Genomic DNA, 16,819 nt, shown 5'->3' on the forward strand with positions numbered 1-16,819 from the left:
GCATTTACAGGCAATTCCCCCTTAAACTAACGATAAGTTTTGTAAAGTAATCTGATCATATATTTGCCAGATCCGATATTTTCGGAATAAAAGGGTGCAAGCCCTGTTTTTGGTATCTGTGGCGATCGCCACTCCAATTAAAAAAACTAAAGAGCAAAAGAGCGTTGCGATGCACCCCATTCCTTTGATTTTTGGGTTTGTTCTCACTCATTTCTGGGGCTTTTCCCTTGTCGATGGTAATATTTGCTTATTAGAAAATATATTTGTTAGCGATCGCCATTTTGGTTAGGACATAACGACCTAAGGCGCTTGGCGGCTATCTGTGTCGTCAATGGCTTGTTGGGTTTTGATTTGTCCTCATGTAAGCGGCTAAAACTATCCAAAACTATATTTTTAGGAATCGCCCTTAGGGTGTAATGCCAATTCATGAAAGTGTTGTCATACTTTTGTGGATGAAAACTCAAACCCAGTAGGGGTTTTAAAAGTACAAATGGCTAAGTCATTTTGTGCTTGATTATGGGTTAATTTTCAGATTAGTGCTTGGTGTGGTAAGAAGGAGTCAACGGTCATTCTGATACTAATATCGATCCTCGCTGCTATTAATACTGTGGCGGCAGTGTGTCTCACGTTTTATGGACTAAATGCCTATTGGCTGACGGCTGTTCATGGACGGCCACCATCTCGGCGCAAGCAAATTGCCTTTGTCCGCAAATCGCGGGTTGCTCGCGAATATCAGACTGCTCAAGCCGCGATCGCCACATCTCGCAATTTAAGGGCGATCACTGTTAATAATTTTGATGATCACAGCTTTGGCAATTTTGAGCAATTTCGCCTAGATTTGCCGCAGCATCAGTCTGCCAACTATGCGATCGCCCCAAATGTCGCCCCAAATGTCGCCCCAAATATTGATCATATTGATCATATTGACTATTGGCCGATTGTGACGATCCAATTGCCAATTTTTAATGAGCGTTATGTATCGCAGCGTTTAGTCGATGCGGTTTGTGCATTAGACTACCCTCGCGATCGGATGCAAATCCAAGTGCTAGATGACTCCACGGATGATACGCAAGAAATTTTGCGGGAAACTGTCGCCACCTATCAATCCCAAGGGCTATGGATTGAATATATCCATCGGGTAAATCGCTCAGGATTTAAGGCGGGTGCTTTGCAGGCAGCGATGCCGATGGTGGCGGCTAACTATATCGCGATTTTTGATGCTGATTTTATCCCCTCTAGCCATTGGCTCAAAGATGCAATGCGCCACTATGTGGAAAATCCCCACGGTAAGGTGGCAGTGGTGCAAACCCGTTGGGGACATATTAATTCTGAATATTCCCTATTAACTAAGTTGCAAGCAACGGGTTTAGATGGTCACTTTGCCATTGAGCAACAAGCGAGGGCAAATAATGGCTATTTCCTTAATTTTAATGGCACGGCGGGGATCTGGAATCGACAGGCAATCATTGATGCAGGCGGCTGGCACGCCGACACCCTTGCCGAAGATATGGATTTGAGCTATCGCGCTCAACTCAAGGGTTGGCAAATTATTTATGACAATGATATTGTCGCGCCTGCGGAGTTGCCTGTGGCGATCGCTGCCTTTAAGTTGCAGCAGTTCCGTTGGGCTAAGGGGGGCATCCAATGTGCCAAGAAGCTCTTGCGTCAGATTTGGGGTGCAAAAATCAGGTTGGGCGCAAAAATCCAAGCCACCTTTCACATGACGGGCTATGCTAGCTATCCCTTGATGTTGCTTTTGATTTTGACCTCAATGCCTTTGTTGTTGACAATGGGCATGACTCAAACTAGTGCAGTTTCAGGGGCGATCGCCAATAGTATTGCTCCCAATATTGTTAACAGTTTGGTAAATCCTCCCTCTAGCTCGATCACTTGGCAAAACTCCTTGGGTGGCTTTTGGTCAACCCTGATGCTATCGGCAACCTTTGGCCCCCCATTTTTATACCTTAATGCCCAGCGCCGCATCTATCCCCAATCTTGGTTTCGTCGTTTAGGACGGATTATTTGCTTGGTAATGCTCGGACCTGGTTTGTCATGGAGCAATACCCGTGCTGTATTTGCGGGTTTATTTAATACTGGGGCAAATTTTCGCCGCACCCCTAAATTTGCGATCAAAAATAAAAGCGATCGCTGGCAAAACAAAGCCTACAAGATTCCCCTTGATCTCAATGCTGTCATTGAAATTGGGCTATGTGCTTATAGCGCCATTTGCTGCGCGATCGCTCTCTATAAAGGCATGTATATGACCGTGCCGTTTATGGCGCTCTATGCCATTAGCTATGGCTATGTGGGTGGCTTGACCTTTTGGCAGTCGTGGCAATCTCGCGATTAAAAAAGTGGTAGCGCGAGGCGCTACCACTTTTGTTTTTTAATTGGTGTTACTGCACATTCAAAGTTAGGCGCATTGTGCCTTTAAAGCTGGATGGCAAGACTACATTTTGCAGCGATCGCTTCAGCATTTCGATCGCATTTTGATCCTGCAAGGTGGAATCCACATCATCAAAAATAACCTTGACCAGTCTGCCATTTTGCACCGTGATTTCAAAGACCACCTTGCCAGAGATGCCTGATGGCAGTTGCAGCGATCGCAATTGCTGGGCGATCGCCTGCTCTGCGGTAGTTAGATCACCAGTTAGCCCTGTAATGCTGACAATTTGAATTCGAGATTGAGCATTGGTGGGTTTGGGCATTGATATTGGGCGCTGCGGCGCAGACTCGGCAGCAATATTGGCATCGGCAGATTCTTCTAAGCGGGACGAGCCTCTGGTTCTAATTGCAGAACGGGTGACGGCTCCCGATGTTGCGGGAGAGAGAGGCATTATGCCTCCCGTAGGCGGCGCAGCATAACTCACGGCTTTATCGGCGGTATTAGCCCCAAAAATGCCTTCATAGCTCACGCCCTCTGGCAGTTCCACAGGCACTTGTACCGTAATTTTGCCGCCATCAGGGTTGACGCGCACCTCTTCGCTGACTGCCACGAAAGCGGTATATTGCGACAGCAGGCGATAGTTGAGGGCAGTTTGGGTGACAGCATCAACCAGAGATTTGACTTCGCCGCCAAACATTTGATTCATCAGGCTCTTGATCTTGGCGCGTCCCCAAAGTTGGGCAATACCAAGGTTAGAATTACTTTTGCCAAAATTCACATCGAGGGTCTGCTCATAGCGCTCGCCCCCTGCGGCAATACCTGTAATTTTTAGCTTGCCATTGGAGCGATCGCTTTTTCTGCCAAAGAGAACCAAAGGCTGCTCGGCAAATAGGTCAGGAATAATTTGAGGGTAAATTTCAGGAGCCGCGCCTTCACCTTGCCATTGCACCTGAATATTCGTCAGCACAGGGTTATTGATCTGACGGAAGAATTTTTCGGCGACTTCCGTAGTCGATTCATCCTGACGCACCACCTGCACCGTGCCGCGCCCAACTTCGGCGAGGCGTTCTAAAATATAGCGATTGACAGAACTGCCAACCCCAAAACTATAGAGGCGATTTCCTGGTTTAAGGTTTTTCTGCACGGCAGCGATCACTTCATTGTCATTGCCAATATAACCATCGGTAATCAGCACCACCGATCGCAGTCTGCCATCCCGCGCCGCAGGAAATTTGTTCACAGCATTGATCCCATTCATCAATTCAGTACCGCCATTAGCATCAAGGTTATTGATGTAAGAGAGCGCCTTTTGACGGTTGCTGGCGGTATTCGCTAAAGGGGTGCTAGACAACTGACGGGTGGTGCTAGCAAAGTCAATGATTGTGAAGGTATCATTGGGATTCAGTCCATTGATGAAGCGGCGCATGAGTTCCTTCGATTTAACAATGGGATCGCCACTTTGAGAACCCGAAGTATCCATCAAAAAGACCACATCCTTCGGCACAATTTCATCGGCGCGATAGGTCACCGCAGGAATTACATAACTAGCAAAATGTGCGCCCTGATCAGTTTCCGTGGTCAGTACTGTGGGTTGGGTGCGATCGCCACTGACCTGATAGCGCAGGATTAAATCCTTATTGGGAATGTTATCCCCTGCGGCGAGTTGCAGGGCGATCGCCTCCCCTTGATTACGCACATTGAGACGGTGGGAAGTGGAATAAAGATTGCGAATGGGAATACCTGCCTCAATCTGCAAACTTACCTTAATATCATTGCCCGATCGCGTTGATGGCTTGACCACAGGCGGATTAATGCGCGAAGCATCGGGAACCTGCATGGTATCTCCCTGCGGATCGATCGCCGATCCCGGAATATAGCGGGGTCCCACGACCATCGGGAAGACAAATTCATAATCCCCTTTCTCAAACTTCAGGCTTTCGGTGTAGCGAATTGTGACTTTAATCTGTTCCCCCGGCTTAATATTGGCAAGAGACTGGGTAAAAATATTGTCTCGCTCCTGCTCTAGCAAGCCTGCGGTGCGTCCTTGCTGGCGGGCGCGTTCATAGATTTCTTTAGCTTCTTCCCGCTTTTTGATGTCCCCCTTGATAATGCGATCGCCGATCTGAATTTCCATATCATCCACCGCCGCCTGATCGGGCAGTGGAAATACATAAATCGCTTCTAGGGGCTTGTCATAGGGATTTTGAAAGGTTTGGGTCACTTCCACCCTTGCAATATTTCCCGAAATTTTGCCCTTAACATCGGTATTAGTCAGGGTAAAAGCTTCACGGCGCTTAGGATCTTGGGCATAGAGTCCACCTGTGGGGCGTTCTTTGGGGGGGGAAGCGCGGCGATCGCTGACGGGTTCGATGATGCCATTGGGGACGGTGCTGCTAGAAATGACCATAGGGCTATTTGTGAAGTTATTAGGTACATCTGATGGATTAGACTGGGCAAGGGTGCGGTGGGCGACTAATCCTGCAACGGCGATCGCCATAGGAATCGCAATATAAACGGGCTTAATGAATTTCATAGCTATCGATCCTCAATTTGCAAATTTGCAACTACTCCTCATACCAAATCCAATGCAGATTTTTAACTGAAGAAACGGCTACGCCACTGCTTGGGGTTGGTATAATTTCCTAGCCTTCAGTCTGACATCAATCTTGAAGGGCGATCATCTAGTTGCATTTTTGGTAACAACAACTCGCAACCTAAATCATCGGTAACTTTAAATGGGAAGGAAACTCTGCACCATAAAAAATCTGTTGGGTGGCTTCAACAAAATCTGTCACCCTCGCTGTTGACGGCGACCTTTGCGTATTACTATGGCGCTCGATCAGTGGAAAGGCAGCACTAGCGATCGCCACGCCTAACCGATGTCCTTTGGCAAAGTTTTGACAAGTGGGACGCAATTTGATGTTGTATTCATAGACCTGATCGGACTCCAGCCATGCGGGGCTGATCCATGAATTACGAAATTTAGCCCGTAATACCCCCATCGATACCAGCATTTGTCTACCATCGGGATAGATATCTAAAAGCTTGATTACCCAATCTGTATCGGGAGCGGTACTGGCGGCATAAAGTATAAATTCAGGAATACCCGCGATCGCCAAATCCGCTTCTAAAACTTGGCTTTGATATACCAATACATCCCAACGTTGATGCACCTTGCGCTGATCGTAAAATCCATAAGCAGTCGCAGGATTAGGATTGCGGGGATCGTAGACGTAGGTATCGGGGATTGGTAATTCGTAATTCGTAATTCGTAATTCGTAATTCGTAATTCGTAATTCGTAATTCGTAATTCGTAATTGAGTGATTAATTGCTTGTGAGAATCCAAATAAAAATTTTGGAATTGCAGGTCTGGCTGGTTTGGTGCGGGAAATGTGGATGCTTCTAGCCATTGATTTTTACCCATGAGGAACATCTGGACAGGGGCGCGATCGCTGATGCCGTTGTCGATGTCCTTTAGCCAAAAGTCGAACCAATCTATTTGCAGGCGATCAATTTGGGAAATGGCGGCTTCCCCAAAGTCCAATTCGCCGACCTGCGGCAACCAAGGTAAATGTTGCCAAGGCGCAACGATCAAGTGCTGGGGCTTGGCGGTGGCGCTTTTTGCATGGAGATAACTATTGATCGTGGCTTCGATGAATAGATCTGCCCAGCCAGCAATGTGCAGGGCGGGGATATCGTAGCGATCAAAATAACTAAGGGGATTGAGCTTTTGCCAATATTCAGCATTGGCAGTTTGGTTGCCAATCCAATCAAAAAAGAACTGCCCAAATTTGCCAAAGTCTTGACCCTTAAAAATTTCAATGGCATTGAGGGGAGCAGATTCCAGCCATTTGGCAACATCTTTTTGCGCGGCAAATAATGCTGTGGCTTGGGGTTCACGTTTGAGATACCAAGCGCGATTCTGTGCCAATTGCAATGCCCAAGTCAGGTCAAAGTCAAGGCAAACAGCGCCACCAAAATAGAACCAACCATGATAGAAATCTACGGTTGCCATCGCTGGGCAAATTGTAATTAGTCCCTGTGGTTGCTTGACGGCTGCCTGAAACTGGGTTACGCCCTGATAGGAAAATCCATACATTCCCACCTTACCATTGCTGCCCTCTAGTTCCTTCGCGCACCATTCCACCGTATCAAAGCCATCGTTATATTCATTGACAAATGGATAGAATTCCCCTGCGGCTGTGCCACAACCGCGCACATCTTGAATAACCACGATGTAACCTTGGTGGGCATACCAACTAGGATGGGCGTAGGTGCAGCTTGAGGCGATCGCCCGACCATAGGGCAGACGCATCAGCAATACGGGCAGAGCAGTATCAACTCCCTTGGGGCGATAGATGTCGGCGGTTAGCTCAATGCCATCGCGCATCGGGATTTTGACCTGACGCTGTACTGTCACATGGGTATGGAAGGCGGTTAATTTTGGAGCCATGAAAACTGTTTATTCTTGTGTTTATTCTTGCCAATCGGGAAAGGTCTTCCGCAAATCAATAAATAAATCATCAAGTTCTTCTAAAGCTTGAATGACATCAATCCGCAAGCTTCCTAAGTTTTCTTTGAGGGATAGTTGCAATAGAAGTTCTCGTTTAGAAGCGATCGCGACGAATCTAGTTTTTAAGGATTCAGGGGTGGACATAGGGTTAAATTTGAGGAATTGGGATTAAAGAAGGGAACAATAAATTAGTTTTAATTCCCCCTCTCTCTTAACGCTACGTTGTCCACATAATTCTGTCTACGATTCAAGGCTTCGATCCCCCCCAGCCCCCCTTGTAAAGGGGGGAGAATTTTCTTCTTCCCACTTTACAAGGGGGATTGAGGGGGATCATTAGTAACTCGTGCTATAGATAATAACTTGTGAATACAATGCAATTTAATCAGAGAGGAGGCTGGTTGCTGAGGGCGGCATCTAGCGACCCTGTGGAGATTGTTATATTAGAAATAGTTCTAATCTCAACCAATCTCAGCATCCATCTTACCGCAATTGCCAAGCAAACAAACCTATGACCTTTGCCACTACCATTTCCCCCACCCATACGGATTTTCAAATTCGCGAAGATATCCGTGAGCTGCAACCTAGCCTAGTGCAATGGCGGCGTAGCTTTCACCAGTTTCCCGAAATCGGCTTTAAAGAACATCGCACCGCCAGCGCGATCGCCGAAAAACTCACCGCATGGGGCATCCCGCACCAAACAGGCATCGCCGAAACGGGCATAGTCGCGATGATTACGGGGACAAAAGCAATTAATGGGGCGGTTAATGGCGCGGTTAATGGCAGATGCAGGGGTAAGGTCTTGGCGATCCGTGCGGACATGGACGCGCTGCCCATTCAAGAAGAAAATATCGTTAGTTACAAATCGCAAATCGAGCGGATGATGCACGCCTGCGGCCATGACGGACATACCGCGATCGCCCTCGGCACTGCCAAATATCTCTGGGAACATCGCGCTGATTTTAATGGCACTGTCAAAATAATTTTTCAACCCGCCGAAGAAGGACCTGGGGGCGCAAAGCCGATGATCGCCGCAGGGGTACTAGAAAACCCGCAGGTTGACGCACTGATCGGTTTACATCTATGGAATAATATGCCCCTCGGCACGGTGGGTGTGCGTAGTGGGGCATTGATGGCAGCAACGGAACTTTTTCATTGCCAAATTATCGGTAGGGGCGGACATGGCGCACTGCCCCATCAAACCATTGATTCTATTTTAGTGGCGGCGCAGGTAGTCAATGCCATTCATACCATTGTCTCCCGCAATATTAGCCCCCTCGAATCGGCGGTAATTAGTATTGGTGAATTTCATGCGGGTTCTGCCACGAATATTATTGCCAATTCGGCGCGGCTCAGTGGTACGGTGCGTTATTTTGAACCTGAAGTCGGTGCAAAATTAGCCTCTCGATTGGAAGAGGCGATCGCTGGTGTCTGCGCGGCTCATGGGGCAACCTATGAATTGCAATATACTAAGCTCTATCCTGCGGTGATTAACGATCCTGCGATCGCTGATTTAGTGCGTTCCGTTGCCGCCACCGTCATCGAAACACCCGCAGGTATCGTGCCTGAATGCCGCACTATGGGCGGCGAAGATGTCTCCTTCTTTTTAGAAGCTGTGCCAGGATGTTATTTTTTCCTTGGTTCTGCCAATCCCGACAAGGGCTTAGCCTATCCCCATCACCATCCCCGTTTTGATTTTGATGAGACTGCCCTCGCCACAGGGGTGGAGATATTCGTGCGTTGTGTGGAGAAATTTTTGGCATAAAGTCATTAGGAGCGGCAAAGCCGCTCTTAATCTTTATACTTCTACAAACAAATCTGAGCCTTCTTGGGAGACCGTAAAGCTCTTGACATCAGTGGGAGCCTTGCCCATCGCGATCGCCTTTTTAGCGAAATCTGGCATAGGGATACCCACAAAGGAATCCACCCATTCGGTACTTTTGCCAGTGCAAACTTCAAACTTAGAACCATGAAATGGGCAGGTAATCACGCCATTCTCAAACTTGCCCTTAGCAAGGGGCAGTCCGAAGTGAGGGCATTTATTGGCGATCGCGCAATATTTATCGCCCACCTTGGCAACGATTAGCGATTGACCGTTAGCGCTAGTTTTCAACACTTTATCAGCGCTCACATCGGCTGTAGCAGCAATTTTGACCTTAGCCATTTTGCAAAAATCCTCATTAAACATAATCAATGACTACCAAATAATACAGGATCGAAAATGTTTGCATCGGCTAAAGCAGATCATTGACATCAAAATCAAGCTAAAGACATATTAAGTAAAAGTACTCGGTTAAGCTAAGCTGAGCCGAATGCCAAAAGGTAAGGATCAAAATTACCAATTTTTCTTGGCGATCGCCGATAAATGCTGGCAGTCACTAAAAATCAGGAATCTGAGGCATTACAGTTTTACATTACAGTTTTATTCTATTTTTTTAATGACCATCTTAAATCTTCTCAAAACTTCTCCAGTTACTAAACAGTCAGGGCATCCCCTCAAAATCACTGCCTTTGGCGATAGCCTCGTCTATGGCTATGGCGACCCTCTGCATGGCGGTTGGGCAGAGCTATTGCGGCGGCGCTGGATGGGATCTGCCAATGGACATATTCTCTATAACTTGGGCGTGAGAGGAGATACTACGGCACAGGTCAATCAAAGGCTAGAGCAGGAATTTCTATGGCGCGGTGAACTACGTAATCGTGTGCCAGACCTATTGATTTTGGCGGTTGGCGTGAATGACTCGCCGAGGTTGGGCAAGCGTGACAGCAAAAGCATGACCACCTTCGATCGCTTTACCCTAGAGATGGCGAATCTATTGGACAAAGCCCAACGTCTCTGCCCCGTGATATTTGTGGGTATGGTTCCTGTGGATGAATCGAAAATGCCATTTCTCGATTGCTTCTATTTCAACCATGATGATCAATTTCGCTATAAAGAATTCACCAAGTCTGCTTGCCAATCCCGCGATATTCCCTACCTAGATTTATTTGATCTCTGGCAAAGTCGCGGTGCTGATTGGTGCAGCGATCGCCTCTGCGACGACGGCTTACATCCCAATTCCGATGGCTATCGTTCCATTTACGAAGATATCTGCCAATGGCAACCGATGATGCAGTTGCAGTAATGGAACTGACAATTACAGTCTCGTGGGGCTTGATGTATAGAAATTTTTTTTAGTTTGACAAATTGCTACTTATAGGCAATCATAGTAAAGCCTATAAATTAAGCGGTTAAGTTTGATTTGTTTGCAAAGGGGCTATAGCGCAGTTGGTAGCGCATCTCAATGGCATTGAGAGGGCCAGCGGTTCGAATCCGCTTAGCTCCATTTACATATGATTTGTATGATTTGCGGCGCGTAGCGCCGCAAATCATACATTTGTTTTGATACACCATGCCTCAACTTATGTCTGGCTCTCTAGCCGCGATCGCTGTATGGTTAGCGATCGCCCCTGCACCGCCCGTCACTAAGGCACAAGCCCCACCAATTCGCACCTATCAGCCCAAGGCAACAGAAAACGCCCGTCAGTTGCAGGTGCTAGATCAACAACAAAAGGCTGCCGCCCATCGCTTCGATTTGGCAAAATATCCCATTAGCGATCGCCACCTCACCCATTGGCAAGAGTCATTATGGGCGATCGGTGTACTTACCCCCAGTCAGCCCTATGTCTTTACCGCGTTAGACAATGTGCTGCGGCTAACCACAGCGCCCAACCTCAGCGATCCCCAAAAAGCGATCGTTGACACTGCTATGCAGGTTAGTACTCAGCTTTATACCCTAAAGCCTGCGGTCTATGGCAAGCTCAAACAAAATTTTGTCAATACCATCAACCTCAGCAATGATCCCCAGTGGGTGGCAATTTCTTTACTGGCGCTTTCCAAGTCTGCCAGTTATCCCTTAGAAATTTATCCCTTAGAAACAAATGCCAATGATCCCCAACCCGCCGATCCATTAGTCAATCCGAAGCCTAGCCAAAAGTCTAATCAAAAACTAGTCCAAACCCTGATTGCCAAGGTTAAGCAACGCTTTCCCCAATGGTCACAAGACCCGCACCTCCGCACCACGATCCAAAATCTCCAAAGTACGCCTCCCGCCAATACCCCCAATTTGCAAGATTTATTAACATGGCAGGTCGCCCCCAATCAGCCGCATCTATACGTATTTTGTCGCCCTAACCGCGATGTTTTATGTACCACTGTCCTAAAGGATGGCAATGGCAAATTTGTCAAGAACGCAGCTAAGCAACTATGGTCAGCGCCATTATTACTTCAGTCACTGCATAACCTTGATTGGAACTTTACCAACGGACGCACGCCCCAAGGCTTGTATCGTATGGAGGGCATCTCCCGCCAGCCCGATGATGAGGTGTTCCATGCCTATGGACAGTTTTCCCTAGTAAATCTATTTCTGCCCTTTGAGGATGGGGTAAATAGTTTCTTGCCATCACAAAAAGGCAAATTTACAGGCAGTCTCAAGGATTATCAAATGCTATTGCCCCCATCTTGGCGCAGCTATGCCCCACTGCAACAGGCTTATTGGGCAGGAAATATGGGGCGATCGCTGTTTCGGATTCATGGCAGTGGGGCAGCGCTCGACTTTTTTGGCAGCAAACCCGCCGTTGTTAATCCTCAAAATTTTGACTGGAACCCCACCTTGGGCTGCCTATCGGCGATCGAGCTTTACGATCAACGCGGCAATTTGCTAAAGGCGGATATGCCGAAAATATTAGATGCCCTTAATACCGTTGGCAGGGGCAAAATTGAAGGCTATTTAATCGTTGTCGATATTCCTGATCCAACGGCACAGGATCAAGCGATCCCCCTTACAGAAATAGCCAAATATATCGATTAGGGTTGCGCGGCAATCTTAATTATTGACTGTCCCTGCACTAAACACACGCCCAATCACTTCCTCGATCGCTGGCTCACTCACCGCTAGATCTAATACCTCTAACTCCGCCAAAATTTGTGACACCGTGCGGGTTAAATCTTCACGCTGCACCAAAAAGCAAACCGATTGACCATCAATATGCAGAATTTGACCATATTTACCAAGAAAGCCTGACAATTCTGCATCAACATTATAATTTGCTCCTAGCTCCACCCTGACCTCCCGATAGGGTGCAAAGCTATCATGCAAACTATCGAGACTGCCATCATAGATCAATCCCCCTTGATGGATCAGCAATACCCGCTTGCATAGCGCCGTAATGTCCGTCATGTAATGACTGGTCAGCAAAATAGTCGCCCCATAGCGATCGTTATATTCCTTTAAAAACTTACGCACACTCGCCTGAGCATTTACATCTAAGCCCAAGGTCGGCTCATCTAAAAATAAAACCTGTGGCTGATGCAGCAGAGCCGCCAATAGCTCCGCCTTCATCCGCTCCCCTAAAGATAATTTCCGCATTGCCTGACTGAGCTTGCCCTCAAGGGATAACATCTCCGTTAATTCCCCAAGGCGATGCTTAAAGACGTTTTCAGGAATATCATAGACAGCCGCATTCATGCGTAAAGAATCGATCGCTGGTAAATCCCAGATCAATTGCTGCTTTTGTCCCATCACCAGCGTAATTTTCTGCAAAAAGCCTTGATCCCGCCGAAATGGGATATATCCTGCGACTTGGATCTTGCCTGAAGATGGGTAAACTAACCCCGTTAACATTTTTAAGGTGGTGGTTTTACCTGCCCCATTTGCGCCCAAAAAACCCACCATTTCCCCCGACTCAATCTCAAAGGAGATATCTTTAACGGCGGCGATCGGGCGATACTGACGATGCCAAAAATGCTTAAGCGTTGCCACTAGCCCATCTTCTTTGACCGCGATATTATAAACCTTGCTCAAGCCTGAGACATTAACTATTGCCATAGCACCTACATTACCAACCTAATCAAAAAGCATTCTGATATACTGTCAACAAGTCAGCAGCATGAACAGCTAGTGAGATTGTCTTCAACCGATCGCATCAATTGTTTAGCCCTGACCCAGCTATCGATAAAATAAGTAAATTTGGGTATTGAGGGTGATCTAAACCCCATCCCAAGAGCTAAAGTTAAATCAATAAGATCTATTTAAACTAAAATAAAACGATAATTTGACGCAATTGGTGTTGATATCGCAATATCCCTTAGCCTATGGTATTTTGGCATTTCGACTATGGAGAAATGTAAATTTCTGTCAGGTTTAAAAATTTAGTTGCAATTGATAGTAAACACTAGCGTAAAACTGGAAAAGCAGGAAGGCAATTATGGTTAAAGTCCTTGTGGTGGACGATAGTTCGATGGTGTTGGAAATGGTCTCAGCACAACTAAAACAACATGGCATGGAAGCGATCGAGGCTAACGATGGCGCTGAGGCTGTGGAAAAGCTCAAGTCTTTTACGCCCGATCTTGTGGTTACGGATGTGGTCATGCCCAAAATGAACGGCTATGAACTGTGTCGCTGGATCAAAAGTAATGCCTCTACTAAAGATGTCCCTGTGATTATGTGTACCACCAAAAGTGAGGAATTTGATAAATATTGGGGTATGAAGCAGGGAGCTGATGCCTATTTAACCAAGCCCTACCACCCGCCCGAATTAATCAAAACTATTAAGCAATTACTAAATAATTGATCGATGAAAGCGATGCAAACGCCGCTTTTATTGACAAAAGATTCTAAAAGCCTTGCCTCGCATTGCTTTCAGAATCTTTTAGGTTTATAAGTCAGCGCAAAGATCTGACACAAAATGACAAATTTTTATCTTGGCTGTGCCGTGTGGGCTTTTCAGGGATGGAGCGGCGACTTTTATCCTAGGGGAAGTCGATCAACGGAATATCTCAATCTCTACAGCGATCGCCTACTAACTGTTGAGGTCAACTCCACCTTTTACGTGATCCCCGATCGCCAAACCCTTGAACGTTGGGCTGCCAGCACACCCAATAATTTCAGATTTTGCCCAAAATATCCCAAGCAACTTAGCCACAACGGATTGCTACTTCCCTTTCTAGAGCAGGGACAAAATTTCTTGAAACTCATGGCAGCTTTAGGCGATCGCCTCGGTGTAATTTTTATGCAGTTGCCACCTAGCTATAGTCCCCAGAATTTTGATGATCTCTCCCAATTTCTAACAGCGATCGCCAGTAATTCCCCCCATCGCCTTGCCCTCGAAATCCGCCATCGCGATTGGTTTGAATTAATCCACAGCGATCGGCTCAATGGTTTGCTTAGCAGTCTAGGCATCGGTCGTGTCCTGCTCGACTCGCGCCCGATCTATGATGCAGCCTCACCGCCAATTACACAGCAGCGCCGCAAGCCTAATTTACCTCTCCAGCCAGTCGTAACCGCCCCCTTTAGTATTGTCCGTTTTGTCAGCCATCCTCAAGCGGATCTCAATTTTAAATTTTGGCAAGAATGGACAGGCTATTTGCAAGAGTGGTTGGCTAAGGGTACGGAGGTATATTTTTTTGTGCATTGCCCAATTGAGGAGCGATCGCCCCACAATGCAAAGAATTTTCAAGAAATCTTGGAAAAAGCAAATCTAGCAATTCCCCCTTTACCTTGGCAAAGTCTAACTCCACCACCGCAGCAGCTTACACTCTGGTCTTGAAATAAACCTATAAGTTCTCGGATTTACGAATTTCTTGCAAATATGTCATTCACCTTTGCCTGATTAAAAAAATCGGGGATCTTAATCTGTTTTTTTTAAGATTCTATATCTAGCTAAGTTGGAGGACAAATAAGCTAAGTTCGCGGATAAGCCTTGAAAAATGTTATGGTAAATTCATCAAATAAATGTTTATAGTTGCCCTTGTCGAATTTGATGTCGTACAAGACAAGAGTTAAATATATGATTAACAGACGCTGATGAAAGAAAGGCAAGCAGCTTATTTAGAACGAAGCATCAAAGCTATTATTAGGTGTCAAAACCATATACAGTGGAAACCTGAAAAAGCAATCCCTCATTTAGCAAAAAGAATTCGTTTAGGACATTTACCTGAAAATTCTACAATAATCCAATATCAAGAACTAATTCATCAAGTTATTACAGATTCTAAAGCCAAAGTTTACATCTATTTGTATGGATCAACAGCTTACCCAACTATTACATCAATAATCGAAGAGAAGCTATGGTTAGTAATGATTGGAATAGACGGAATCCTAGAAACGGCTTTTCCTCCTGAAGATCCTGATAACTATTTAAGTAATCCAAATTTTGTATTCATTGGGATATTAGAGGAGTTACTAAAATGAACAAGACGTTAAAAAATTATCACTTTAGCTTAGATTATCCAGATGTGAGTGGCGCAGAATTATTAGAAGTTTTAGCAATTAGAGATCAAATTGCTACTTTAGAATCAGCATTCAGTTCAGAAGAGCAAAAAATTTTATTTGAAGCAGATCGAAAACTAATTGCCAATGCAGTAGTTTTTTGTCAAGAAATTTCTCATTTTGTTAACTTGTATGAGCATCGCAAAAAGAATAATATTTCACCACAAAAATGGTGGTGGTATTTAGATGTTTTAGTAAATGTTCATGAGCACCTGATTCCTGTAGCAGCCTAAACAAACTTATAGCGTTTTTCTACCTTGGGACTTTCAAAAATATTGCTGAGTTTTAAGTAAGTGCCAAGCGCTGTAAAGGAATAATGTGATAAAATTTGCCATAATCAGCGCCGTGAGTGCTTTTCAGATGCTTGATACGGAGAACCTTAGCCCTGAATAACTTTACTCTTAATTCTAATTCCACTTCTAACTTGAGCTTTAATTTTACTGTCGAAGCCGAATGCCAACATACTGATGCGCGGGTAGGGGTATTCCAGACACCCCATGGAGTCGTGCATACACCCAGATTTATGCCCGTCGGCACATTGGCAAACGTCAAAACCGTTACTCCTGCTCAACTTCAAGACTGCCAAGCCGAAATGGTCTTAGCAAATACTTATCACCTGCATCTGCAACCAGGGGAAGATATTGTGGCAGCCGCAGGGGGGCTGCATAAATTTATGAATTGGCAAGGTCCAATCCTTACCGATTCGGGCGGGTTTCAAGTATTTAGCCTCAGTGAAATTCGTTCCATTAGTGAAGAGGGGGTGCTGTTCCGATCGCCCCGTGATGGTGACATGATCAACCTCACGCCCGAAAAGTCGATGGCAATTCAAAATCAATTGGGTGCAGATGTGATTATGGCATTTGATGAATGCGCCCCCTATCCTGCCACCTACGAAGAAATTAAACTAGCTGGAGAACGCACCACCCGTTGGCTAGAACGCTGTATTAAAGCCCACGATCGCGCCGATGTTCAAGCTTTGTTTGGCATTGTCCAAGGGGGTGTCTATTTAGATTTGCGGCAAAAGTCGGCAAGGGAACTGATTCAGTTTGATTTGCCAGGCTATGCGATCGGTGGGGTCAGTGTGGGTGAACCCCCTGAACTGATCGAAAAAATTGTCAAAGCGATTACGCCCCTATTGCCCCCCCAAAAGCCGCGCTATTTGATGGGAGTTGGTACTTATAAAGAAATGGCTCAGGCTGTTGCCGCAGGCATGGATCTATTTGATTGCGTGATTCCCACCCGCCTTGCCCGTCATAGTGTGGCTTTGGTGCGTGGCGAACGTTGGAATCTTAAAAATCAAAAATTCAAACGCGATTTTACGCCCCTTGATGCCGAATGCCCTTGCTATGCCTGTCAAAATTTTTCGAGGGCCTACCTCAGTCATCTAGTGCGATCGCAGGAAATTCTGGGCTATACGCTTCTATCCATTCATAACATTACGGAGCTAATCCGTTTCACCCAAAAAATGCGCCAAGCAATTATTGATGGTGACTTTGCAACAAAATTTGCTCACTATTTGTCCTGATAGATCGATGTTTCCTAAAACAATGTAGCGATCGCACCGTTAAGGATTGCTTTCGCTAACTATACCTGTGTTGCCCTGATTGGCTAAG

15 protein-coding genes and 1 tRNA gene are annotated in these 16,819 nt (G+C 46.0%); 11 read left to right on the forward strand and 5 right to left on the reverse strand.

Going from position 1 to position 16,819, the window contains the following annotated elements; genetic code table 11:
• Nucleotides 1-94 precede the first annotated feature (94 nt).
• Together H6F44_RS07950 and H6F44_RS07955 are read left to right on the forward strand one after the other, a co-directional pair.
• Nucleotides 95-289, forward strand: coding sequence for a hypothetical protein (locus H6F44_RS07950; RefSeq protein ID WP_190350427.1), 195 nt, complete (start codon nucleotides 95-97; stop codon nucleotides 287-289).
• Between the two features lie 318 nt (nucleotides 290-607).
• The gene (locus tag H6F44_RS07955; protein WP_322096182.1) at nucleotides 608-2,350 is read left to right on the forward strand and encodes a glycosyltransferase; all 1,743 of its coding nucleotides are present in this window, start codon (nucleotides 608-610) and stop codon (nucleotides 2,348-2,350) included.
• 46 nt (nucleotides 2,351-2,396) lie between these two features.
• Here H6F44_RS07955 and H6F44_RS07960 read toward each other — a convergent pair whose 3' ends face one another.
• The 3 genes from H6F44_RS07960 to H6F44_RS07970 form a co-directional block, all read right to left on the reverse strand.
• Nucleotides 2,397-4,919, reverse strand: coding sequence for a VIT domain-containing protein (locus tag H6F44_RS07960; RefSeq protein WP_242016487.1), 2,523 nt, complete (start codon nucleotides 4,917-4,919; stop codon nucleotides 2,397-2,399).
• A gap of 181 nt (nucleotides 4,920-5,100) precedes the next feature.
• Nucleotides 5,101-6,840: a CocE/NonD family hydrolase gene (locus H6F44_RS07965; protein WP_190350428.1), complete on the reverse strand. Its 1,740-nt coding sequence runs from the start codon at nucleotides 6,838-6,840 to the stop codon at nucleotides 5,101-5,103.
• A gap of 21 nt (nucleotides 6,841-6,861) precedes the next feature.
• A complete protein-coding gene (locus tag H6F44_RS07970; RefSeq protein ID WP_190350429.1) occupies nucleotides 6,862-7,044 on the reverse strand; it encodes a hypothetical protein in 183 nt (60 codons plus the stop codon).
• Nucleotides 7,045-7,408: 364 nt separating this feature from the next.
• On the opposite strand from H6F44_RS07970, the gene H6F44_RS07975 reads away from it, so the two are divergent.
• A complete protein-coding gene (locus H6F44_RS07975; protein ID WP_190350430.1) occupies nucleotides 7,409-8,662 on the forward strand; it encodes a M20 metallopeptidase family protein in 1,254 nt (417 codons plus the stop codon).
• Between the two features lie 33 nt (nucleotides 8,663-8,695).
• On the opposite strand, the gene H6F44_RS07980 is transcribed toward H6F44_RS07975, so the two are convergent.
• The gene (locus H6F44_RS07980; RefSeq protein ID WP_190350431.1) at nucleotides 8,696-9,061 is read right to left on the reverse strand and encodes a Rieske (2Fe-2S) protein; all 366 of its coding nucleotides are present in this window, start codon (nucleotides 9,059-9,061) and stop codon (nucleotides 8,696-8,698) included.
• 274 nt (nucleotides 9,062-9,335) lie between these two features.
• Between H6F44_RS07980 and H6F44_RS07985 the strand changes: the two genes are divergently transcribed.
• From H6F44_RS07985 to H6F44_RS07995, 3 genes are all read left to right on the forward strand, one after another.
• Nucleotides 9,336-10,022, forward strand: a complete 687-nt coding sequence (locus H6F44_RS07985; protein WP_190350450.1) for a GDSL-type esterase/lipase family protein — start codon at nucleotides 9,336-9,338, stop codon at nucleotides 10,020-10,022.
• Between the two features lie 128 nt (nucleotides 10,023-10,150).
• Nucleotides 10,151-10,223 (forward strand) — tRNA-Ala (locus H6F44_RS07990).
• Nucleotides 10,224-10,289: 66 nt separating this feature from the next.
• On the forward strand, nucleotides 10,290-11,747 hold the full coding sequence (locus H6F44_RS07995; protein ID WP_190350432.1) for a hypothetical protein: 1,458 nt from the start codon (nucleotides 10,290-10,292) through the stop codon (nucleotides 11,745-11,747).
• A 15-nt stretch (nucleotides 11,748-11,762) separates the two neighbouring features.
• On the opposite strand, the gene H6F44_RS08000 is transcribed toward H6F44_RS07995, so the two are convergent.
• A complete protein-coding gene (locus H6F44_RS08000) occupies nucleotides 11,763-12,764 on the reverse strand; it encodes an ABC transporter ATP-binding protein (protein WP_190350433.1) in 1,002 nt (333 codons plus the stop codon).
• Between the two features lie 379 nt (nucleotides 12,765-13,143).
• Between H6F44_RS08000 and H6F44_RS08005 the strand changes: the two genes are divergently transcribed.
• The 5 genes from H6F44_RS08005 (at nucleotide 13,144) to tgt (ending at nucleotide 16,731) form a co-directional block, all read left to right on the forward strand.
• Entirely contained in the window at nucleotides 13,144-13,509 is a 366-nt protein-coding gene (locus tag H6F44_RS08005; protein WP_190350434.1) for a response regulator, read from the forward strand.
• 114 nt (nucleotides 13,510-13,623) lie between these two features.
• The gene (locus H6F44_RS08010; RefSeq protein WP_190350435.1) at nucleotides 13,624-14,484 is read left to right on the forward strand and encodes a DUF72 domain-containing protein; all 861 of its coding nucleotides are present in this window, start codon (nucleotides 13,624-13,626) and stop codon (nucleotides 14,482-14,484) included.
• Nucleotides 14,485-14,741: 257 nt separating this feature from the next.
• Nucleotides 14,742-15,128, forward strand: a complete 387-nt coding sequence (locus H6F44_RS08015) for a hypothetical protein (protein ID WP_190350436.1) — start codon at nucleotides 14,742-14,744, stop codon at nucleotides 15,126-15,128.
• Nucleotides 15,125-15,439 carry a hypothetical protein gene (locus H6F44_RS08020; RefSeq protein ID WP_190350437.1) on the forward strand — a complete coding sequence of 105 codons (315 nt, stop codon included), beginning with the start codon at nucleotides 15,125-15,127 and terminating at the stop codon, nucleotides 15,437-15,439. The genes H6F44_RS08015 and H6F44_RS08020 overlap by 4 nt, the downstream gene beginning before the upstream one ends.
• Nucleotides 15,440-15,630: 191 nt before the next feature.
• Entirely contained in the window at nucleotides 15,631-16,731 is a 1,101-nt protein-coding gene (tgt, locus tag H6F44_RS08025; protein WP_190350438.1) for a tRNA guanosine(34) transglycosylase Tgt, read from the forward strand.
• The last annotated feature ends 88 nt before the right edge of the window (nucleotides 16,732-16,819 follow it).

Source organism: Pseudanabaena cinerea FACHB-1277 (genome assembly GCF_014696345.1).
Taxonomy (GTDB): domain Bacteria; phylum Cyanobacteriota; class Cyanobacteriia; order Pseudanabaenales; family Pseudanabaenaceae; genus Pseudanabaena; species Pseudanabaena cinerea.